The sequence below is a fragment of the Candidatus Mycobacterium methanotrophicum genome, from assembly GCF_023515995.1.
Taxonomy (GTDB): Bacteria; Actinomycetota; Actinomycetes; order Mycobacteriales; family Mycobacteriaceae; genus Mycobacterium; species Mycobacterium methanotrophicum.
In genome coordinates this window covers 1,517,775-1,538,706 of record NZ_CP097320.1, presented here as the reverse complement: position 1 = coordinate 1,538,706, position 20,932 = coordinate 1,517,775, and the positions used below count along the sequence as shown (strand labels likewise).

General features: G+C 64.6%; 16 protein-coding genes and 4 pseudogenes. 11 read left to right on the top strand and 9 right to left on the bottom strand.

The window, feature by feature from the left end; all coding sequences use genetic code 11:
- Window positions 1-62: 62 nt before the first annotated feature.
- Window positions 63-737: pseudogene (locus M5I08_RS08305) on the bottom strand (ISAs1 family transposase); the annotation flags it as partial.
- A gap of 339 nt (window positions 738-1,076) precedes the next feature.
- Between M5I08_RS08305 and M5I08_RS08300 the strand changes: the two are divergent.
- Window positions 1,077-1,508, top strand: a complete 432-nt coding sequence (locus tag M5I08_RS08300) for a hypothetical protein (protein WP_249763202.1) — start codon at window positions 1,077-1,079, stop codon at window positions 1,506-1,508.
- Here M5I08_RS08300 and M5I08_RS08295 read toward each other — a convergent pair.
- The 3 genes from M5I08_RS08295 to M5I08_RS08285 form a co-directional block, all read right to left on the bottom strand.
- Window positions 1,399-2,199, bottom strand: coding sequence for a transposase family protein (locus M5I08_RS08295; RefSeq protein WP_249763201.1), 801 nt, complete (start codon window positions 2,197-2,199; stop codon window positions 1,399-1,401). The genes M5I08_RS08300 and M5I08_RS08295 overlap by 110 nt on opposite strands.
- 73 nt (window positions 2,200-2,272) lie before the next feature.
- Entirely contained in the window at window positions 2,273-2,827 is a 555-nt protein-coding gene (locus tag M5I08_RS08290; protein ID WP_219070872.1) for a hypothetical protein, read from the bottom strand.
- Between the two features lie 803 nt (window positions 2,828-3,630).
- Window positions 3,631-4,386: a hypothetical protein gene (locus tag M5I08_RS08285; RefSeq protein WP_219070873.1), complete on the bottom strand. Its 756-nt coding sequence runs from the start codon at window positions 4,384-4,386 to the stop codon at window positions 3,631-3,633.
- Window positions 4,387-4,642: 256 nt separating this feature from the next.
- Here M5I08_RS08285 and M5I08_RS08280 point away from each other — a divergent pair, with 256 nt between their 5' ends.
- The 8 genes and pseudogenes from M5I08_RS08280 (at window position 4,643) to M5I08_RS08245 (ending at window position 14,640) form a co-directional block, all read left to right on the top strand.
- Window positions 4,643-5,443 carry a transposase family protein gene (locus M5I08_RS08280; RefSeq protein ID WP_249762759.1) on the top strand — a complete coding sequence of 267 codons (801 nt, stop codon included), beginning with the start codon at window positions 4,643-4,645 and terminating at the stop codon, window positions 5,441-5,443.
- Between the two features lie 145 nt (window positions 5,444-5,588).
- The gene (locus M5I08_RS08275; protein WP_249763201.1) at window positions 5,589-6,389 is read left to right on the top strand and encodes a transposase family protein; all 801 of its coding nucleotides are present in this window, start codon (window positions 5,589-5,591) and stop codon (window positions 6,387-6,389) included.
- 225 nt (window positions 6,390-6,614) lie between these two features.
- Window positions 6,615-7,211, top strand: a complete 597-nt coding sequence (locus M5I08_RS08270) for a TetR/AcrR family transcriptional regulator (protein ID WP_219070833.1) — start codon at window positions 6,615-6,617, stop codon at window positions 7,209-7,211.
- A gap of 48 nt (window positions 7,212-7,259) precedes the next feature.
- Entirely contained in the window at window positions 7,260-7,706 is a 447-nt protein-coding gene (locus M5I08_RS08265; protein WP_219070834.1) for an MmpS family transport accessory protein, read from the top strand.
- Window positions 7,703-10,617: pseudogene (locus tag M5I08_RS08260) on the top strand (MMPL/RND family transporter). Before M5I08_RS08265 ends, M5I08_RS08260 begins: the two are co-directional and overlap by 4 nt.
- A 114-nt stretch (window positions 10,618-10,731) precedes the next feature.
- The gene (locus M5I08_RS08255; protein WP_219067511.1) at window positions 10,732-11,145 is read left to right on the top strand and encodes a hypothetical protein; all 414 of its coding nucleotides are present in this window, start codon (window positions 10,732-10,734) and stop codon (window positions 11,143-11,145) included.
- A 111-nt stretch (window positions 11,146-11,256) separates the two neighbouring features.
- On the top strand, window positions 11,257-13,269 hold the full coding sequence (locus M5I08_RS08250) for an SDR family oxidoreductase (protein WP_219067500.1): 2,013 nt from the start codon (window positions 11,257-11,259) through the stop codon (window positions 13,267-13,269).
- A 315-nt stretch (window positions 13,270-13,584) separates the two neighbouring features.
- Window positions 13,585-14,640, top strand: coding sequence for a nucleoside hydrolase (locus tag M5I08_RS08245; RefSeq protein WP_219067499.1), 1,056 nt, complete (start codon window positions 13,585-13,587; stop codon window positions 14,638-14,640).
- 5 nt (window positions 14,641-14,645) lie between these two features.
- Here the strand turns inward: M5I08_RS08245 and M5I08_RS27435 are convergent, their stop codons facing one another.
- Both M5I08_RS27435 and M5I08_RS08240 read right to left on the bottom strand, forming a co-directional pair.
- Window positions 14,646-14,873, bottom strand: coding sequence for a hypothetical protein (locus M5I08_RS27435; protein ID WP_502213840.1), 228 nt, complete (start codon window positions 14,871-14,873; stop codon window positions 14,646-14,648).
- Window positions 14,785-15,621, bottom strand: a complete 837-nt coding sequence (locus tag M5I08_RS08240; RefSeq protein WP_249763200.1) for an enolase C-terminal domain-like protein — start codon at window positions 15,619-15,621, stop codon at window positions 14,785-14,787. The genes M5I08_RS27435 and M5I08_RS08240 overlap by 89 nt, the downstream gene beginning before the upstream one ends.
- Window positions 15,622-16,005: 384 nt before the next feature.
- Here M5I08_RS08240 and M5I08_RS08235 point away from each other — a divergent pair.
- Window positions 16,006-16,206 (top strand): annotated as a pseudogene (locus M5I08_RS08235) (alpha-hydroxy-acid oxidizing protein); the annotation flags it as partial.
- On the opposite strand, the gene M5I08_RS08230 reads toward M5I08_RS08235, so the two are convergent.
- The 3 genes from M5I08_RS08230 to guaA all read right to left on the bottom strand — a co-directional run bounded on the left by M5I08_RS08230 (window position 16,197) and on the right by guaA (window position 20,270).
- The gene (locus M5I08_RS08230; RefSeq protein WP_219067498.1) at window positions 16,197-17,738 is read right to left on the bottom strand and encodes a DNA polymerase Y family protein; all 1,542 of its coding nucleotides are present in this window, start codon (window positions 17,736-17,738) and stop codon (window positions 16,197-16,199) included. The pseudogene M5I08_RS08235 and the gene M5I08_RS08230 sit on opposite strands and share 10 nt — an antisense overlap.
- A 34-nt stretch (window positions 17,739-17,772) precedes the next feature.
- Window positions 17,773-18,456, bottom strand: coding sequence for a DnaE2-dependent mutagenesis accessory factor ImuA' (gene imuA', locus M5I08_RS08225; protein WP_219067497.1), 684 nt, complete (start codon window positions 18,454-18,456; stop codon window positions 17,773-17,775).
- A 260-nt stretch (window positions 18,457-18,716) separates the two neighbouring features.
- Window positions 18,717-20,270 carry a glutamine-hydrolyzing GMP synthase gene (gene guaA, locus M5I08_RS08220; protein ID WP_219067496.1) on the bottom strand — a complete coding sequence of 518 codons (1,554 nt, stop codon included), beginning with the start codon at window positions 20,268-20,270 and terminating at the stop codon, window positions 18,717-18,719.
- Window positions 20,271-20,360: 90 nt separating this feature from the next.
- Here guaA and M5I08_RS08215 point away from each other — a divergent pair.
- Window positions 20,361-20,845: pseudogene (locus M5I08_RS08215) on the top strand (thioredoxin domain-containing protein).
- Window positions 20,846-20,932 lie beyond the last annotated feature (87 nt).

Genomic DNA, 20,932 nt, shown 5'->3' with positions numbered 1-20,932 from the left:
CCCCACAACCACTCTCCGCCCTGAACACCCACAGACTCGGCATAGTCCCAGCAACGGCATAACACGATCATCAGGTAGTGCGACTTCAGGGTGGCGCAGATCAGTCTGGCGGTAGCGGTCTGGGTGTGCATCGCATCCACGGTGACCAGCAGCCGCACCCGCGGCAGAAGCTTGAGCAGCATACGCACGCAAGGGATTTCGTTGCTCTTCTCCGCAACAGCGAGCTGGCCGAGCACCAGCCGGGTACGGTGGGCGAACACCGCCACCAGATGCGCCGCCGTCGACCCCAAACGCCGCGCACCGCGCAGCGTCTTGCCGTCCAACGCGACCGCCAGCAGCCCGCCGTCGGCTGCGTCCTGCGTGACGGCCAGGGTAGTGAAGTAGGCGCCCAAGCGGCGGTCCAGATCAACCGGATCCAGCCGAGACAGCACCGAACGGAACGTCTTCTCGCTCGGGCAGCGGAACCGAATCCCCAACTGCGCCATCACGTCTTCTGGAGCAGTCCGCGACCACGTGGCGAATCCCGCGTACCCGCGCATTCCGGCCGCCGTCGCCAGGATCGCGATCGCCAGCAGCGCCATCAGCGAGTAGCGGCATCCACGCCGATCACGCGGGTCCGGAACCGACGCCAACACGTCCCGGAACTTCGAACTCACCACGTCGACACGCTCCCCGGCGCGCCAGCGATCCAGCGCCTCCGCGACGGACGGCTCGGGTGATACTGAACGGGCAGGCACGGGCGACTCCAACCGGACGATCGAGCACAGGAAACTTAATCGTCCTCGAGAAGCCCGTGTCTGCCTCGCAGCGAAACGCCGAACTATCCAAGTCCGTCACCGCAGGTAACAGAGCCGGAAGTCAACAACGCCGGAACCCTGTCTAAAAACCTTTGGGTCTGCTCGATCAGAGCGTCTGAACGGAAGGGCGACTGGTTCGATCCCAGCCGGGACCACAACTAAAACATATGTGGCACAAGGTATCTCGCTGTTTTAGGGCTGGTCATGCAACATACGGGCAATATCGTGCAGCAAAGCAAGCTAAGTTGGTGATATGGCGACTTCGACAATCGGAACTTGGTGACCGAAGCGATGTTTGAAGCACTCGTCCTCAAAGTCCTGATCTCGTCGCCGGGCGACACGGGGGATGAAGTCGCCGCCGTCGTGGAGAGCCTGCACGGCTGGAATGGCTCACGCGCCGAATCCGCTCAGGTGATCTTGCTGCCGCGCCAATGGAAGTTGGATTCCGTGCCACGCCTCGGCAGCGCCGGCGGCCAAGGCGTGATAAACGAGCAATTGGTGGACGATACCGACATCGTGATTGCGTTGTTCGACAGTCGTCTCGGGCAGGCCACCGCAGCGGCAGTTTCCGGTACCGCCGAAGAGATACAGCGACGTTTTCTCAGTAATTTCCGCGTTGGAGAGTCGATAGTACGATGGCCGCTGCAACAACTGCGCCAATCCTGTTTGGGCACAGGCGGATTCGACGGAGGCAGCGCCAACGTTGTTTGAGTTCGGCGTTGGCGCGTTCACCGATGGCGCGCGCCGCGGTGAGCAGCATGTTGCAGCTCTGATTCTCCACGTCCAGGCCGTGGCCCTTGACCGGAGTGTGCACCCCGATCCCGGCACCTTCGTAGCCCTTGTCGGCCAAGGTCGGCACCCCGTCGGCCGCGGACTTGTACAACGCGCCCAGACAGTACTCGCGGGCGGCAGTGATGTCGTGAACACTGCCCGGTTCGACCTCACTGGACCACACCGGGAACCCGCCCGGGTCGGCCAGTATCTGCACATTGCCGCCCTGGGTCTTGTGCTTGCCCGAATACCACAGGTGATGGCCGTTGTCGTTGCGCTCGTCCACCCGATCGATGGCGATCAGCGTTCCGTCCAACGTCACGTGCGACCACTGTTCCCGCTTGGCCCGCTCAAGCACTTCGTGCAGGTCGGGGGCCTGTTTGGCGATCACGTCGATCGCCTCGTGCAGGTAGCGGTAGGAGGTGGAGATCGGCAGGGCGGCCTCGAAGGCGAGCAGTCGTATTGGGGCGTCGTCACGAAACCACCGCAGCACCAACTTCGCCTGGGCGCGGGCCGTGCCGGCACGTCGTCCGGCACGGGTTCTGATCTCGCGCCGGTGGGCGTGCAGCAGCGCGGTTACATGCAGCAGGGTTTCCTGCGGGACGTCGCAGATGGCAGAGTAGGTGAACACGTGGGGTCCTTTGCAGCGGTACGGCTTTCTTGGTCGAAACCGAATCCTCAAGCAAGGACCCCACGTCCCGCCGCTACGACACGCCTGAAACTCCAGTCACAACAAACTCACAAGCCCCAAGTGAGAAAACCTCAATATCCTGCTGAAACACTATTTGCCCGCCAAGGACTTGGGCTTCCAGGCCGGCCGGCAAATTACTTGCGGGCTGACCCTTCGCATTCTGGAAAACCGTGTTCAAATAAGTTGCGTTAGTGGTGATTTGTTCCTGCACTTGCGCCAGAACGCTGCTGACTGTTGGGACTGCGGCTGCGGCTGCCCCACCCGCAGCCGCAGCAATCGTCGCAGCAGTCGAAATCGCCGTTTCGATATCTGCGACAATCGATGATGCTAGGATACCGGCCGTTAACGCTTCGTTGATCACGGCTTGAAAATCTTGGGCAAACACGTTCCCGACGTCGCCCCCTACCTGTCCGAAGTCAAGAAGGGCCGAGCCTAGAGCAGCAAAGTCTATGCCTGATTGCACGGCGCCGGGTGCGGCAGTATTTACCAGCAATTGAGCGGCGGTGACGGATGTGGTGATTGTATCGTCGAACAGCGTTAGCGCGTCGGACAAGACGGGTGCAGTCATAGCCTTTACTAGTAGCCTTCGTTTCACCTGTCAGTCAAGGCTCGGTGTCGGCCTAATCTGAAAACTATCAATGAATACCCGGCCGGGGAATATCCAGGGCCAGGGCGGGTCCCTTCCGCCGCTGTGAAGGACAAATCACGATGAGCGGTCGCTTCGGTATCGCATCGACACACATTCGGATTGCCGGCGAGATCCGCGCCGGCCCCGCGGCTCATTTTGCCCGACTCTCACCGCCCGGCCGCCCCAACATCCAACGTCCGAGGCCGACATAACACGACCAGCTGCCCGCCCCACGCGGAATTACGCCTTGTCCGCAACAGCCTTGAACCTGGCCGTGTTCAGGAGATCCTGTACCGACCATGGTCACAGGCCGCTCATCAGGAAAGGACGGTACCTTCACCGGGGCCAGTCGGCCCTACGCCGCTCACAAGGTTTCCCGCTACGGCGTCGATGGGCGGTGGTGGAGCATCGCCCGGTGCTGGATCTTCGTTTGGTCCGTGGTACCACGATGTGCCCTGGCACCAGGGTGGAGGCACATAACCGGGTTGCTTGAGGTAACGGACGTGGGGACCGTCGCATATGTTAATGAAGGGACCAATCGCCTGGATGTGGGGTTGCGCCGAAACCCACCAGGGGGCGCCGCCGTGGCTGAGCAACGCAGCCCCGACGGTTAGTAGTGCGCCGGCAAGCGCAGCCATGGCGACCGCTCCAGCGGTTATTGCGCGTATCGTGCGCCGCCACGGCGTTGGCGAGACCTGCATAGTCATTGAAAGCACCCCCCTCTCTACCCATTCTATCGAGGATCAGCTGTAGAAGTAGAAGAACGCTCTGCCGGCGCCGCCGGCGCCGCCCTTTGCGGTGTTGATCGCGGCGCCGGCGGTACCGCCCGCGCCGACGCTGCCGGTGATCTCGGTGATGCCGGAGGTGATGGCGATGGTTTCTGTGGCCCATGCGCCGGCGGCCCCGCCTTGCCCGCCGAAGCTGCCGAATGAGCCACCGCCCCCGCCGCCGCCGCCGGGCGCCGTACCGTTGCCGCCGGCGCTGTTGTTACCCACTGCGCCCCCGGTGCCGCCGGTGTAGTTTTGGCCGTCAAAGGATTCGTTGCCCGGTGACCCGCCGGCGCTGGCGGCTGCAGTCTCGCTGCTGGCGCCGCCGGTACCGCCCGCTGCGGTCAACGTCGAACCTCCCGTGGGGGTGGCCGTGGTGTCTCCCCCGTTACCGCCGGTGCCCGAGCCAGCGGCGTTGTAGCCGCCGCCACCACCGGCGCCGCTAATCAGGACGATGTCCACGAACTTCGCGCCAGACGGGACAGGGACGGTGTAGGTGCCGGCGGCGCTGACGGTGACGAGCTCTCCGGTGAGCGGTTCCAGCGCGAACAGCGCGTAGATACCGGCGGCAATGCTGACGTCGGTAATGATGGCCGCGTCAGCGAGCACCAATGTAACGTTGAGACCGGTCAGACTGATTGGTTGCTCAAGGTTGTTGTTGGTGTCGATTTCGGAGAGAATTGTACTCAGATTCTGTTCGGTGAGAAGCAGGTTCTGAAGGGTTGCAATCAAAACTGTATTGGATTCGTTTTCGTCCGACACGGACGCCGGAAAAGAGTTGATGACGGCGTCAATATCTTGCTGAAACACTATTTGCCCGCCAAGGACTTGGCATTCCAGGCCGCCCGGTATATTGAGGTTTTCTCACTTGGGGCTCGTGAGTCTGGTGTGACTGGAGTTTTCGGCGTGTCGTAGTGGCTGGGCGTGGGGTCCTTGCTCAAGGATTCGGTTTCGACGAGGAAACCCGCTCCGCTGCAAAGGACCCCACGTGTTCACCTACTCTGCCATCTGCGACGTGCCGGAGGAAACCCTGCTGCATGTGACCGCGCTGCTGCACGTTCACCGGCGCGAGATCAGAACGCGGGCCGGGCGGCGGTCGGGTACGGTGCGCACGCAGGCCAAGCTGGTGCTGCGGTGGTTCCGCGACGACGCCCCGATCCGGTTGTTGGCGATGGAGGCTGGGCTGCCGATCTCCACCAGCTACCGCTATCTGCACGAGGCGATCGACGTGATCGCCGAACAAGCTCCTGACCTGCACGAAGTGCTCGACCGGGCCAAGGCCGAACAGTGGTCGCACGTGACGCTGGACGGGACGCTGATCGCCATCGACCGGGTGGACGAGCGCAACGAGGCCGGCCATCACCGGTGGTATTCGGGCAAGCACAAAACCCAGGGCGGCAATGTGCAGATACTGGCCGACCCGGGCGGGTTCCCGGTGTGGTCGAGCGAGGTCGAGCCGGGCAGCGTGCACGACATCACCGCCGCCCGCGCGCACTGCCTGGGCGCGCTGTACAAGTCCGCGGCCGACGGGGTGCCGACGCTGGCCGACAAGGGCTACGAAGGAGCGGGGATCGGGGTGCACACTCCGGTCAAGGGCCGCGGCCTGGCCGTGGAGAATCAGAGCTACAACATGCTGCTCACCGCGGCGCGTGCCATCGGTGAACGCGCCAACGCCGAACTCAAACAGCGTTGGCGCTGCCTCCGTCGAATCCGCCTGTGTCCAACCAGGATTGGCGCAGTTGTTGCCGCCGCGATCGTACTATCGACTCTCCAACGCGGAAATTACTGAGAAAACGTCATTGAGGTTTTCTCACTTGGGGCTTGTGAGTTTGTTGTGACTGGAGTTTCAGGCGTGTCGTAGCGGCGGGACGTGGGGTCCTTGCTTGAGGATTCGGTTTCGACCAAGAAAGCCGTACCGCTGCAAAGGACCCCACGTGTTCACCTACTCTGCCATCTGCGACGTCCCGCAGGAAACCCTGCTGCATGTAACCGCGCTGCTGCACGCCCACCGGCGCGAGATCAGAACCCGTGCCGGACGACGTGCCGGCACGGCCCGCGCCCAGGCGAAGTTGGTGCTGCGGTGGTTTCGTGACGACGCCCCAATACGACTGCTCGCCTTCGAGGCCGCCCTGCCGATCTCCACCTCCTACCGCTACCTGCACGAGGCGATCGACGTGATCGCCAAACAGGCCCCCGACCTGCACGAAGTGCTTGAGCGGGCCAAGCGGGAACAGTGGTCGCACGTGACGTTGGACGGAACGCTGATCGCCATCGATCGGGTGGACGAGCGCAACGACAACGGCCATCACCTGTGGTATTCGGGCAAGCACAAGACCCAGGGCGGCAATGTGCAGATACTGGCCGACCCGGGCGGGTTCCCGGTGTGGTCCAGTGAGGTCGAACCGGGCAGTGTTCACGACATCACTGCCGCCCGCGAGTACTGTCTGGGCGCGTTGTACAAGTCCGCGGCCGACGGGGTGCCGACCTTGGCCGACAAGGGCTACGAAGGTGCCGGGATCGGGGTGCACACTCCGGTCAAGGGCCACGGCCTGGACGTGGAGAATCAGAGCTGCAACATGCTGCTCACCGCGGCGCGCGCCATCGGTGAACGCGCCAACGCCGAACTCAAACAACGTTGGCGCTGCCTCCGTCGAATCCGCCTGTGCCCAAACAGGATTGGCGCAGTTGTTGCAGCGGCCATCGTACTATCGACTCTCCAACGCGGAAATTACTGAGAAAACGTCAGCGCGCGGTCACCGCCGGAAAGCACGTGCATGTGTGGTTCTCCAATGAACCGATAGACCGTCACGCCGACCTCGACCAGGTGGGACGTGGTTGTGCGACTGCGGGAACACCAGCTATGGCCCGGAGTTGTGACACAAGCCCACGCTCAGCCGTTTCGAGAAGCCCTGGCGGTACGGTACTGGACAGTACTGCCATCGCGGTTCTATCGTTAGCCGGTGACTCGGACTGCCCCTCGGGCCACGGAGCCGTCACCGTGGTCGCCGCGCGAGGCCGAGTTGCTCGCCGTGACGCTGCAGCTCCTGCAAGAGCACGGTTATGACCGGCTGACAGTGGACGCCGTGGCGGCCACGGCCCGCGCCAGCAAAGCCACCGTGTACCGGCGCTGGCCGTCGAAGGACGAATTGGTGTTGGCCGCGTTCATCGAGGGCATCCGCCAGGTCGCCGTCCCGCCCGAAACCGGCACGCTGCGGGATGACTTACTCCGCCTCGGAGAACTGATCTGCCAGCAGGCTCAGCAGCACGCCGGCACCATTCGCGCGGTGCTAGTCGAGGTTTCGCGCAACCCCGCACTCAACGACGTGATGCAGCAACAGTTCATCGGCCAGCGAAAGGCGTTGATCAGCCATGTCTTTCAGGAGGCCGTCGGCCGCGGCGAGATCGCGACGTCCGCCATTAACGATGAGCTGTGGGACCTGCTGCCCGGCTACCTCATCTTCCGGTCGATCATCCAAGGCCGGCCCCCGACACGGCAGACCGTGCAGGCTCTCGTCGACGACATCATGATCCCCAGCCTGACCCGACCTACGAAGTAACAGGCCGGGCAGCGAACCGATGTGTCTGGGTGGGCGAAAGGAAAACGCGTGAAAGGGTTTTCACTTACTCACGTGATCAGACGAAATTGGATAGTCCTGGTCGCGGTCGTCATCGTGGCTGTCGCGGGGTTTTGCGTTTATCGGCTTCATGGGATCTTCGGGTCGCACAACAACACGTCGGCCGGCGGCGGCATCTCCGAACAGACTGAGCCGTTCAATCCCAAGCACATCACCCTTGAGGTCTTCGGCGATCCGGGAGCGGTGGCAACCATCAACTACGTGGACATCAACGTTGAGCCGCGCCAAGTCTTAAACGCCGTCCTGCCGTGGTCGCTGACGATGGTGACGACACAACCAGGGGCCTTCAGCAACCTTGTGGCACAGGGCAACAGCCCTTCCCTGGGCTGTCGCATCACGGTGGATGGTGAAGTCAAGGACGAAAGGATCGTCAACGCAGTGAACGCCTACACCTTCTGCCTGGTGAAGTCGGCATGAACGAGCGTCACGCCCCAAGGCCTGCAGTGGCGCGCACCATCCGGCGGCTTTGCGTGCCGATTCTGCTGCTGTGGGTGGGCGTGGCGGCCATCAGCAATATCGCCGTGCCCAATCTGGAGGACGTCGCCAAAGCGCATAACGTGCCGCTGAATTCACCGGATGCGCCGTCGTTTCAAGCGATGAAGCACATGGGCAAAGTGTTTCACGAGTTCGATTCCGACAGTGCGGCCATGATCGTCCTGGAAGGCGATAAGCCGCTAGGCGACGCCGCGCACCGGTTCTACAACACCCTGGTCCGCAAGCTCGAGCACGACACCAAACATGTCGAGCACGTCCAGGATTTCTGGGGGGACCCGTTGACCGCGGCGGGTTCCCAAAGCAAGGACGGCAAGGCCGCCTACGTTCAGGTGTATCTGGCCGGCAATCAGGGCGATGCATTGGCCAACGAGTCCGTCGACAACATCCGCGACCTGGTGGCTCACACGCCCGCACCGCCCGGGGTCAAAGCGTATGTGACCGGCGCCGCGCCACTGGTCGCCGATCAGTTCGAAGTGGGCAGCAAAGGTATCTTCAAGGTCACCGTGATCACGATATTGGTGATCTTGGCGATGTTGTTTTGGGTCTACCGTTCCGTGGTCACTGCAGTCGTCGTGCTGTTCACGGTCGTTATTGAAATGGCCGCGGCCAGGGGCATCGTGGCCTTTCTGGGAAACGCCGGGTTGATCGGGTTGTCGACGTATTCGACGAATCTGCTCACGCTGCTGGTCATCGCCGCCGGCACGGACTACGCGATCTTTTTTCTCGGCCGGTATCACGAGGCGCGCCACGGCGGCGAGGATCGGGAAACCGCCTTCCACACCATGTATCGCGGGACCGCCCACGTGGTTTTGGGCTCGGGCCTGACCGTTGCCGGAGCGGTGTTCTGTCTGCGCTTCACCCGGCTGAATTATTTTCAGAGTCTGGGCGTTCCCGCAGCGATTGGCATCGTGGTCGCCCTGGTGGCCGCCCTCACCTTAGCCCCGGCTGTGATCACCGTGGGCAGTCTATTCGGGCTCTTCGACCCCAAGCGCATGGTGGCGACTCGAGGATGGCGGCGCATCGGCACCGCGATCGTTCGCTGGCCCGGTCCCATCCTGGTGGTGGCTACCGCGGTCGCGCTCATCGGTTTGCTCGCCCTGCCCGGATACCAGACGAATTACGACGCCCGCGCCTACATGCCGGCCAGTGCCCCGGCCAATCTCGGGTATGCGGCCGCGGAGCGGCACTTTTCCCAGGCCCGGCTCAATCCCGAACTGCTGATGATCGAAACCGACCACGATATGCGCGATCCGGCCGACATGATCAACTTGGAACGGGTGGCAAAAGCTGTCGCCCACCTGCCCGGCATCGCTCAGGTGCAGTCCATGACCCGGCCGTTGGGAACCCCGATCGAGCACACGTCCTTGGCTTTTCAGATCAGCGCAGGAACCATCGGCAGCGTCGAGAACCTTCAGTACCAGAAAGACCGCGCCGATGACTTGCTCAAGCAAGCCAACACGCTGCGAGATACCATCAGCATTTTGAACCGGCAGTACGTCTTGCAGAAAGAGCTCGCCGCCTCTACGCACGACGAGACCCAGAGCTTCCACGACACGATCGGCATCATCAACGACCTGCGAGATAAGATCGCGAATTTCGACGACTTCTTCAGGCCAATTCGCAGCTACTTTTACTGGGAAAAGCATTGCTACGACATCCCGGCCTGCTTTGCGTTCAGAAACGTCTGGGATGCCGTCGACGGCATCGACCAACTCAGTGAACAATTCGAGAAGCTGACAGCAAGTTTGGACAAGTTGGACGCTGGCCAGCAGAAACTAGTGACGCTGCTGCCGCCGCAGATCGCCGACCAGGAGAAGAATCTAGCGCTGACGCTGTCCAACTGATGCGACCAATTCGGGGATCAGCGCCCAGACCCGGGCTAGCACCGACACTGCGACGGCGCTGGGACAAGCCTATGACGCCGCGAAGAATGACGATTCCTTCTACTTACCTCCGGAGGCTTTCGTCAACCCTGAGTTCAAACGCGGCCTCAAATTATTTCTGTCGCCGGACGGTAAGGCCGCGCGCATGATCATCCTGCATGAAGGTGATCCCGCGACCCCCGAGGGCATCTCGCACATCGATCCCATCCGCAACGCGGCGAAAGAGGCCGTGAAGAATACCCCCTTAGGGGATTCCAACGTCTATCTCGCCGGCACCGCGGCCACTTACAAGGACATTGCCGACGGCGCCAAATACGATCTCATGATCGCGGCAATAGCCGCCCTGAGCCTGATCTTGCTTATCATGCTGATCATCACCCGGAGCCTGGTCGCCGCGATAGTCATTGTGGGCACGGTGGCTCTTTCGTTAGGCGCCTCTTTCGGGCTTTCCGTGCTCGTCTGGCAAGACATCTTAGGCATCAAGTTGTCATTGGATATGCCTTGCGCTGTCCGTCATCATCCTGTTGGCGGTGGGATCCGACTACAATTTGCTGCTGATCTCCCGGTTCAAAGAGGAAATTCACGCCGGTTTACACACGGGCATTATCCGCGCCATGGCCGGCAGCGGGGCGGTCGTGACGTCTGCCGGCCTGGTGTTCGCCTTCACGATGTCCTCCTTTGTGTTCGCCGCTTTGTTGGTTCTCGGTCAGATCGGGACCACCATCGCCCTCGGGCTGCTGTTCGACACCCTGATCGTGCGGTCCTTTATGACGCCGTCGGTCGCCGCACTGCTCGGGCGGTGGTTCTGGTGGCCGCAACGCGTCCGGCCCCGTCCGGCCAGCACCATGCTTCGCCCATACGGCCCCCGCTCCGCGGTTCGTCAACTGCTGCTGTGGGAAGACGACGACCCCGCAGTAACTTCCCAATCGCCCGCACGCACTCACGCCTGAAAGGGAACCGACAACTGCGAATCTTACCGGCGAAGACCATCGCCACCGAATGGCATCCGGATGGGTTCGTCTGCAGCACAACAGGGTCTTTGTTCCGTAAAGGAGTGGCTAAAATTGGGGATATTTGGTTACCTCACAATACTTGCGGGCATAGCGGAAATGGTGTTCGGCGTTTTTTTCTTTATTTTCATAAAGCGACTCCTGGGGCGCACACCCACTCGGCTAAGCGAAGAAATCGGGAGCTCCAAAAAAGTTCTAGATAAATTGCGCAAAGGCGAACCGATGTCGAAGGACGAGATAGATTTTGCGACGCAAACGATTACCGATCGTGGATCGTTAATGGCCTTCTCCATCCCCGCCGCTGTCTTCACTCTCGGCTGCTTCTATGTGTTCGGCAGCCTTGAACTGCATGGCACCACCTCCCTTCGAACCTATATCGGGCTGGGCCCCATGTTCGGGTCCATAAACATAACCATTCGGCTCCTCAGAATCGCAGCTTTGAAAAAGCGTCTGCGGAACGTTCCCTGAACAGCAACCTCGGCGGCCGCTGCAGGGACCAACCGACGTCCGTTGGACACCCTCCACGATCGCGTCACAGTGCGTTGACGTGCGACCGCGCCGAGGGCCACGATGGCTTGCATGCGCTATGTCGTTACCGGCGGTACCGGGTTTATCGGGCGCCGACTGGTATCCCGCCTGCTGGACGAACGGCCCGACGCCGAGGTGTGGGTCATGGTTCGCCGCCCCTCGCTGGGCCGGTTCGAACGCCTGGCCGAGCAATGGGGTGAACGAGCAAAACCACTGGTGGGCGACCTGGCCGAGCCTGATCTCGCGTTGACCGAGGCGGCTATTGCCGAGCTGGGCAGCGTCGAGCATGTGGTGCACTGCGCGGCGATCTACGACATCACCGCCCCCGAGCCCGAGCAGCGCATAGCCAATGTCGAGGGCACTCGCGCGGTGATCGAACTCGCGCGCCGGCTCGACGCGACACTGCATCACGTGTCGTCGATCGCGGTGGCCGGAGACTTCCGCGGCGAATACACCGAATCCGATTTCGACGTCGGTCAGTCACTGCCGACGCCCTATCATCAGACCAAGTTCGAAGCCGAGTTGCTGGTGCGCGAAGCCACCGGGCTGCGCCATCGGATCTACCGTCCGGCGGTGGTGGTGGGCGATTCGCGCACCGGCGAGATGGACAAGATCGACGGACCCTATTACTTCTTCGGCGTGCTGGCCAAGCTGGCGGTTTTGCCGAAATTCACCCCGATCATGCTGCCCGACACCGGCCGCACCAACATCGTGCCGGTCGACTACGTCGCCGATGCGCTGGTCGCCCTGATGCACGCCGACGGCCGCGACGGCCAAACGTTCCACCTGACCGCGCCGAAAACCATTGGGCTGCAGGGCATTTACCGCGGAGTCGCCGCCGCGGCCGGGCTGCCGCCGCTGCGTGGATCGCTGCCCCGGTCGCTCACCGCACCCGTGACGAAGGCGCGCGGGCGGGCCAAGGTGTGGCGCAACATGGCGGCCACCCAACTGGGCATTCCCGCCGAGGTTCTCGACGTCGTCGACCTGGCGCCCAGGTTCATCTCCGACAACACCCGAAACGCCTTGCGCGGCACCGGCGTCGACGTCCCCGAGTTCGCCAGCTACGCACCCAGGCTGTGGCGTTACTGGGCCGAGCATCTGGATCCCGACCGGGCCCGCCGCGACGATCCGGCCGGCGCGCTGGTGGGCCGGCACGTCATCATCACCGGTGCCTCCAGCGGCATCGGCCGAGCGGCGGCGATCGCCGTCGCCCAGCGGGGCGCAACGGTGTTCGCGCTGGCGCGCAACGGTGAGGCGCTCGACGACCTGGTCGCCGACATCCGCGCCAACGGCGGCCAGGCTTACGCCTTCACCTGCGATGTCACCGATTCCGCCTCGGTGGAGCACACAGTCAAGGACATCCTGGGCCGCTTCGACCACGTCGACTACCTGGTGAACAACGCCGGCCGCTCGATCCGCCGCTCGGTGGTCAACGCCACCGACCGGTTCCACGACTACGAGCGGATGATGGCGGTCAACTACTTCGGCGCGGTTCGGATGGTGCTGGCATTGCTGCCGCATTGGCGCGAGCGCAAGTTCGGTCACGTCGTCAACGTGTCCAGCGCCGGCGTGCAGGCCCGCAGCCCCAAGTACAGCTCGTATCTACCCACCAAGGCCGCACTCGATGCATTCTCCGAAGTGGTCGCCACCGAAACGCTGTCCGACCACATCACGTTCACCAACATCCACATGCCGTTAGTGGCCACACCGATGATCAAGCCCTCCCGTCGGCTCAACCCGGTACCGCCGATCACCGCAGAACACGCGGCGGCGATGGTGGTGCGCGGGCTGATCGACAAGCCGGCCCGCATCGACACCCCGTTGGGCACTCTGTCCGAGGCCGGGAACTACTTCGCCCCCAAGCTGTCGCGGCGGATCCTGCATCAGCTCTACCTCGGGTATCCCGATTCAGCGGCGGCGCAAGGTGCTACGCCACCGGAAACCGTTGAAGCGCGACCGTCTTCCCGACGCCGACCGAAGCGACCCGCCCGTGCGCTTGCCCGGGTGCGCGTTCCGCGGTCGGTCAAGCAGGCCGTCCGGCTGGTGCCCGGCGTGCACTGGTGATCGGCCTGCCCGGCGTTTAGCCGCGCCGGCGTTCAGGTATTCCGCACCGGTGGCCGACGACCCGATAGCGGCAGCCAGTCGGTTGCTCACCTCGACGAAAGTGCGCTGCTCACCTCGCTGCTGACCGATCCGGCGCAACACCGTCGGCGGCGAAAGTTCGGTGGTCGTTTGAACGGGGGCCACCTGCTGACGACGACACTGTCCAAGCCCGGCACGCTGATCCGGCCGCTCGACGCCTCGGCGCCGGCCCACCGCGACGGGCTGGTGATCACGTTCGCGGCCTGAGCAGTTCGGGTGCCCGGGTATCGTTGCCGGGTGCCCGCCGCGCCGGTTTTCGCCGATGTCGACACCGGAGTCGACGACGCCATCGCGCTGGTATACCTGCTGGCCAGCCCGGAGGCCGACCTGGTCGGGATCGCTTCGACCGGCGGAAACGTCGGTGTGGATCAAGTCGTCGAGAACAACCTCGGCCTGCTCGAGCTGTGCCGGGTCGACGGCGTGCCGGTATCGAGAGGTCTCGAGCACCCGTTGAACTCCCCCGCGCTTCCCGTCGGAAAAGTCCACGGGCCAAGGGGTTTGGGGTACGCGGAGTTGCCGCCGGCCTCCCGTCAGCTCAGCGGCGACGACGCGGCGACAGCCTGGGTCAAGGCGGCGCACGCCTATCCGGGCGAGCTGATCGGGCTGGCTACCGGCCCGCTGACCAACCTGGCGCTCGCTTTGCGCATGGAACCCGCGCTGCCGAGGCTGCTGCGTCGACTGGCGATCATGGGCGGCGCCTATGACTACCGCGGCAACATCAATCCCGTGGCGGAATGGAACATCGGTGTGGATCCTGAGGCGGCCGCTGAAGTGTTCGCTGCCTGGGCCTCGGAAGAGGCTCGGCCGCAATCGCTTCCGATTCTGTGCGGTCTCGACGTGACCTGGAACATCTCGATAACACCGCAAATCCTGGCCAGGCTGGCGGCGGCCGCAGACGCTACGACCACCGTGCTCAGCGTTCACGACGAGCGGGGCACCCGGTCGTCGGCATCCAACCCGTTGATTCGGGTGATCGAAGACGCGGCGCGGTTCTACCTGGAGTCCTACCACGACCTCGGCCACGGTTATCAGGCCCACCTGCACGATCCGTTGGCCGCGGCGGTTGCACTGGACCCGCAGTTGCTCGCCACCCGGCCGGCGACGGTGGATGTCGAGCTGACCGGGACGCTGACCCGCGGCATGACAGTGACCGACTGGTCGGGCCGCTGGGGCCGAAAGCCGAACGCGTTGATCGGTATTGGTGTCGACCCGGCGGTGTTCTTCGACCGGTTCGTCGACCGGGTCGGTCCGTTCGCCCATCGGCTCGGTTCAACGGGGCGCGGGCGGTCATAAACGCGTCAGGCGACCCGAAAACAGTCGAGGTCAGCGTCTTTGACCGTCAACCCGTGCCCGGGTGACGTCCGGTCTGGGCGTAGCAGGCCCCCCGGCTCGGGATCGATTGCGCCGTCGAACGCCAACCCCTCGATCCGCACGTGGTCATGGAAATACTCCAGATGACGCAGATGCCAGACGGCGGTTCCGATCTGACCGCTGATCTGCGGAGCGCAGACCAGCGAAAGGTCCATGCCGCGGGCGTCGCACAGTGCGGCGACCTTGAGGACAACCGGTGATGCCAAGGGCTCGGGTGACGTCGGCCTGCAAGCAGTCGACCGCGCCAGCGGCCAGCATGCGCTGGAAATAAGGCAGGTGGTATCCGTACTCACCGGCAGCGATGTCCATGCCGGCCGGGCCCTGCTCGGACAGCTGGCGCAGGCCGTCGAGGTCATCGGAGGTCACCGGTTCTTCGAACCAGCGCACGTCGTACTGGGCGAAGCGCTCGGCCCACAGCAGCGCTTGCTTGCGGTTGTAGGCGCCGTTGGCGTCGACGAACAATTCGACGTCGTCACCGATCGCCGACCGGGCGGCCTGGATCCGGTCGATGTCGGCATCCGGGTCGCGGCCGACTTTGACCTTGACCCGGGGAATGCCCGCCCCGACCCAGCCACACAGCTGCGCGCGCAGGGTGTCGTTGTCGTATGAGGTAAACCCGCCGCTGCCATAGAGGGGCGTGGCATCGTGCACGGCGCCGAGCGCAATGACCAGTGGTTCGTCCAACAGGCGAGCACGCAGGTCCCACAGCGCGATGTCAACCGCCGAAATCGCCTCGCCGACCACTCCTGGCTTGCCCAGGTTGCGGACGGCGTGCTGCATCTGGGCCCACCGCGCCGGCGGTTGTAGGGCGTCGGCGCCGGCGAGGACGGCGGCCACCGTTGATTGCACCACGGTGACAACGGGGGTGCCGGCGTAGGTGTACCCGACGCACCCGCAACTCAAATCGGGTATGCCTCGGATCGGGCTACCTGGCGGCGCTAATTGGGGGACGACGGAAGAAAAACCGGCTCTGGCAAAAGAGCTTGCGCCACATGCAGTTCGAGAATACGCGTTGCTCGCGGACGGTAAACGGGGAATTATCGTCGGGCCGCGCGGTGCCGGTTGCAGGACGTGTGCCGCGATAGGGCCGCCCCGCGGTGTTCAGCTCGCTGTTAGGCGGTGGGTATACGCCGGCCGGCAGCCGCCCTATCCCATCAAGTTCGCCGACCTGGAGGCCACGGCGACCTGGCCGCGGCACGGGCGTCCGCCCGCACGGGTGTGCCGTTTTTCGTGGGGACACTCACGTCCGACCCGATGGAAGACGTTGCGGCCGAACTCGGCGATACGGGCGCGACCGCGGTGGGCATCGGCCGCCCCTACGCCTACGGCCTGGCGCTCGGTGGTGTCGACGGGATCGTGCATGTGCTGCGCTCCCTGCTGGCCGAAGCCGACCTGATCCTGGCTGTCGACGGGTATCCCTCGCTGAAGGATTTGACGCCCGAGGCGTTGCAGCGGGTCGAATACGCTGGAGCACAAGCTTATTCATAGCTTCCCTCCAGATACCACCGCCGCTGGCGGTAGCACAGCAGAAACGCCCGTTCGCTCTCCAGCAAGACCTGTGCGCGAACGGTGCGACTGCGCCCCGTTCCGTCCCCAGGCCGGTTGTCCCACCAGCGTTCGTCGACCGGCCACGGTCCGGCCCACCAGCGCAGCCGGTCGTCACGGCCGCGGGCAGTCAGCCGCGCCGGATCGGCGGAGAACAGCCCGCGGCCGGTCACGCGTATCGGGTTGCCTTGAGCATCAAGCAATTCCACCGGATCGTCGAGCAGCACTGTCGGCGACGGCTCGGGCAGTCGACCGGGCCACGGCAGACCCGGATCGGCCCGTGGCACCGACTCGTCGCCCAGCGGCGTCAACGTGATGCGCTCGGCGGGCCCTCGACCGCCACTGAGCACGGGTACCTGCACTGCCTCCGGGCCGAGCAGGCCCTGCACCCGTACCAGCGCTCGACGGGCCCGCATCCTGTCTTCTTCACCGAGACCACCCCACAGCGGTAACTGCAGCGCCCCGGCCGATACCACCTCCACCGCCTGCAGCCGTAGCAGGGTCACCGGTGCGGTCGGCCGGTCTTCGATGGTCCGCTTGTTCAACCACCCGTCCAGCTGCCAGCGCACCCGGTCGGCGGTGGCATCCTCAGTCAACGGCTCGGCGCATCGCCAAACCCGGCTCAGCTCTTCACCGGCCTCGGTGAGGGCGTGTATGGCCAGCCGAGTGCATCCCACCCCGGCGGCCATCAAGGTTTGATGCAACGTGGCAGCCAGGGAGCGCCCGGCGAATGCAGCGGCGTCAACCCGATCGATCGGTGGATCGCAGTCCAGCACGGCGTCGAGTTCGGCCGGCGGCTCTCGCCCGGACGGTCCGCGTTCCGGCTCACCGCGGGCGAACCGGTGCGCGCTTACCGCGTCGGCGCCGAACCGGGAAGCCACGTCGGTGCGCGGCAATGCGGCGAACTGTCCGATGGTCCGAATTCCCATCCGCCACAGCAGATCCGCCAGCTCATCCCGGCCGGGGCCGGACAGGCTGGGCTCGGTGGCGAGTCGCCGGATCGACAGCACCGACAGGAACCGCGCGTCTGCTCCCGGTTCGACGACACGACCGGCGCGGGCGGCGAAGACGGCGGTGGAGAGCTGGTCGGCGATCCCGACCTGACATTCTGCGCCGGCGGCGGCCACTGCGTCGGTCAGCCGCTCGGCGGCCCGCTGTTCGGACCCGAAAAAGCGGGCCGCCCCGCGCACCGGCAACACCACGAGCCCGGGTCGCAGCACCTCGGCGCGGGGCACCAGATCGTCCACCGCCGCGATAACCCCTTCGAAGAAGCGGGCGTCGCGGTCGGGGTCGGCAGCCACGACATGCAATTGCGGACAGCGGGCCGCCGCCTCTCGTCGCCGCAACCCTCGCCGCACCCCCGCCGAACGGGCGGCCGATGAGCAGGCGATCACCCGGTTGGCCAGCGTGACGGCGACCGGAGCGGTCGCGGGCAGCTCAGCGGCTGCCGCCGCGGCGACCGCCGGCCAGTCCATACACCAAATCGCCAGTACTCGAGAGGCCACGTCACTATCCGGTTCGCATCCGTCCGATTGCGCGGCCCCTGGCACATATGTCGAGCCGCACCTTGCTGATCCGTCCGAAACCGGGCTTACTCGCCGTGGTCTCATAGCCGCAGACCCGAGCCTCTAGACGTATCGATGCCCCCTGCCAGTCACCATCGGTGATCAGCAGCGTGCAGCCTTTTTGGTGAGCGCGGGCCACCACCGCCCGCGCCCGGGTCTGTGGCACCGAGCGCCCGCCCAGAGCCAGCACGACCAGGTCCATTCCGTCCATGAGCACCGCAGCCACCTCGACCGGATCGGAGCCAGGATCCGGGATTACCGCAAGCCGGCTTAGATCCGCGCCCATTTCCACGGCGGCCAACAGCCCGATATCCGGCTGGCCGACAATGGCTGCGTTTCCGCCTGCGGCCGTCACCGCGGCCACCATGCTCAGCGGCAGCGACCGGGCCCCCGACAGCACCGCCACTGTTCCCCGTGGCAACAGCGTCGGCAGCACCGGCAACAACTTGGTCAGCAACTGCGGGATCGGCAGCTTGGTCTCCGACTCCGGTAGCAGGTCGTCCGGGCCGGTGTGACCGCGGTGTCCGGCACCCACCTTCCCGGACACCGCCGCCATCTGGCGGCGCAGCTGTTGTAGCTGCTCAGTACGGCTGTGGCGGGGCTGCTCGGAGGCGAGGACCGCCGTCATCGCCACCTCCTGGTGTCACAGATGTTACTCCTGATACTCGAACATATGTTCGATATGATCAGTCAACACCCGCCCGCCGACAAACGTCAAGCGGCGTCCACCCAGCAAACTTCGATTGAAAGACAGCAGCGTCACGTTGCGATTGCCGCCATGGCTGTGGTCAGGCGCCCCAGCACAACCGTGAGCGCAATGTCCGCAATGTCAATGAAATCCGGAAGCGTCGCTATTCCCGCTGCCCGACTCCTCCTCACGCCGCCGGGCTATTCCCACTCGATGGTGCCGGGCGGCTTGCTGGTGACATCCAGCACCACCCGGTTGACCTCGGCGACCTCGTTGGTGATCCGGGTGGAGATCCGTTCCAGCACCTCATAGGGCACCCGTGTCCAGTCCGCAGTCATGGCGTCCTCACTGGACACCGGCCGCAACACGATCGGGTGTCCGTAGGTGCGACCGTCGCCTTGCACACCGACCGACCGGATGTCGGCCAGCAGCACCACCGGGCACTGCCAGATCTGCTGATCCAAACCCGCAGCCGTCAACTCCTCGCGCGCAATCGAATCTGCCCGCCGCAGCGTTTCGAGTCGCGCCGCGGTGACCTCACCGACGATCCGGATCGCCAAACCCGGACCCGGAAAGGGCTGGCGTGCAACGATTTCCTCCGGCAGGCCCAACTCACGCCCGACTGCGCGCACCTCGTCCTTGAACAGCAGCCGCAGCGGCTCGACGAGTTTGAACTTCAGGTCGTCGGGTAGGCCGCCGACATTGTGGTGGCTCTTGATGTTCGCCGCACCGCTGCCGCCACCGGACTCCACCACGTCGGGATACAGCGTACCCTGCACGAGGAACTCAATATTTTTGTCTCCCAACGCATCCCGCACGGCAGCTTCGAACGCGCGGATGAACTGCCGCCCGATAATCTTGCGCTTGCCCTCGGGATTGGTCACTCCGGACAGCGCCTCGAGGAACGTCGTGGCCGCGTCGACGGTCACCAGGTTGGCGCCGGTCGCGGCGACGAAGTCACGCTGCACCTGCGCGCGCTCGCCGGCGCGCAGCAGGCCGTGGTCGACGAACACACAGGTCAGCCGCTCCCCGATGGCACGTTGCACCAGCGCGGCGGCCACCGCGGAATCCACCCCACCGGATAGTCCGCAGATCGCATGGCCGTCGCCAACCTGGTTGCGCACCTGCTCGATCAGCACGCCGGCGATGCCGGCCGGCGTCCAATCCGGTGCGATGCCGGCGAATTCGTGCAGGAACCGGCTGAGCACCTGTTGTCCATGCGGGGTGTGCACGACTTCGGGGTGGTACTGCACGCCGGCCAGCCGCCGCGACCGGTTCTCGAAGGCGGCCACCGCTGAACCGGCGCTGGTGGCCACCACGGCAAAGCCGTCCGGGGCGGAGGTGACGGCGTCACCGTGACTCATCCAGACCGGCTGCGTCTCAGGCAGATCCGAATGCAATTCGCCGCCAGCGACTTTCAGTTCGGTCCGGCCGTACTCGCTGGTGCCGGTGCGCGCGACGGTGCCGCCAAGCGCCTGCGCCATCGCCTGAAATCCGTAGCAGATGCCGAACACCGGCACGCCCAGGTCGAACAATGCCGGGTCCAGGTGTGGCGCGCCCTCGGTGTACACGCTGGCCGGCCCGCCGGAGAGCACCACCGCCTGCGGGTCACGGGCTTTGATCTCGTCGATCGAAGCGGTGTGCGGGATCACTTCGGAGTACACCCGGGCCTCGCGCACCCTGCGGGCGATCAACTGCGCATATTGCGCACCGAAATCGACGACCAGCACAGGACGGGGCGAAGCGGATGGCACCGGGCCAGTCTAGTGACCGGGGGACAATGAATCCCGGCCGAACCGTGCCTCGTCGCCAGGCAAGGAGCACGAGCGATGAGCAAGCCCGCCATGATCGGCCTTGGAAGCGTCATCGCCCAGTGTGAACTGGTCAGCGTCTCCGGCCACCCGGTTCCGGTTCCCGATCCCGATCGGCTGGTCCATCCGCAGTTCCGCCGCTTCGCCGGCTGCCCCATCTGCAATCTTCACCTGCAGTCGATCGTGCGCCGCCACGACGAAATCGCCGATGCCGGTATCCGCGAAGTCGTGGTGTGTTCCACTCGACCGCCGAGGAGTTGCGCCGCTATGTCGACGGCCTGCCGTTCGCCGTGGTCGATCCGCGCGCGGTGGCGCCCACGGTGTTTTCGGTGGTGCGGCAAAGTATTACGGGCGCCCGAGGTGACAAGCCGACAACGAATTTGCACCCGGCCGGCGGCCGGCTGGGATTGCCCGCCGATTTTCTCATCGGTTCCGACGGCCGGGTGATCGCATGCAAGCACGGCACGCATGCCAACGACCAGGGGTCGGTGGACGAGGTGCTGGCGCACGGTTCGTGACAACCGCCGAGAGCGGCGGCGCTCCGCTGCAGGCTTGCGAGCTGTCTACGGCCATTTTGCTTTGCCCCCGGGCGTCGGGTCACGTCC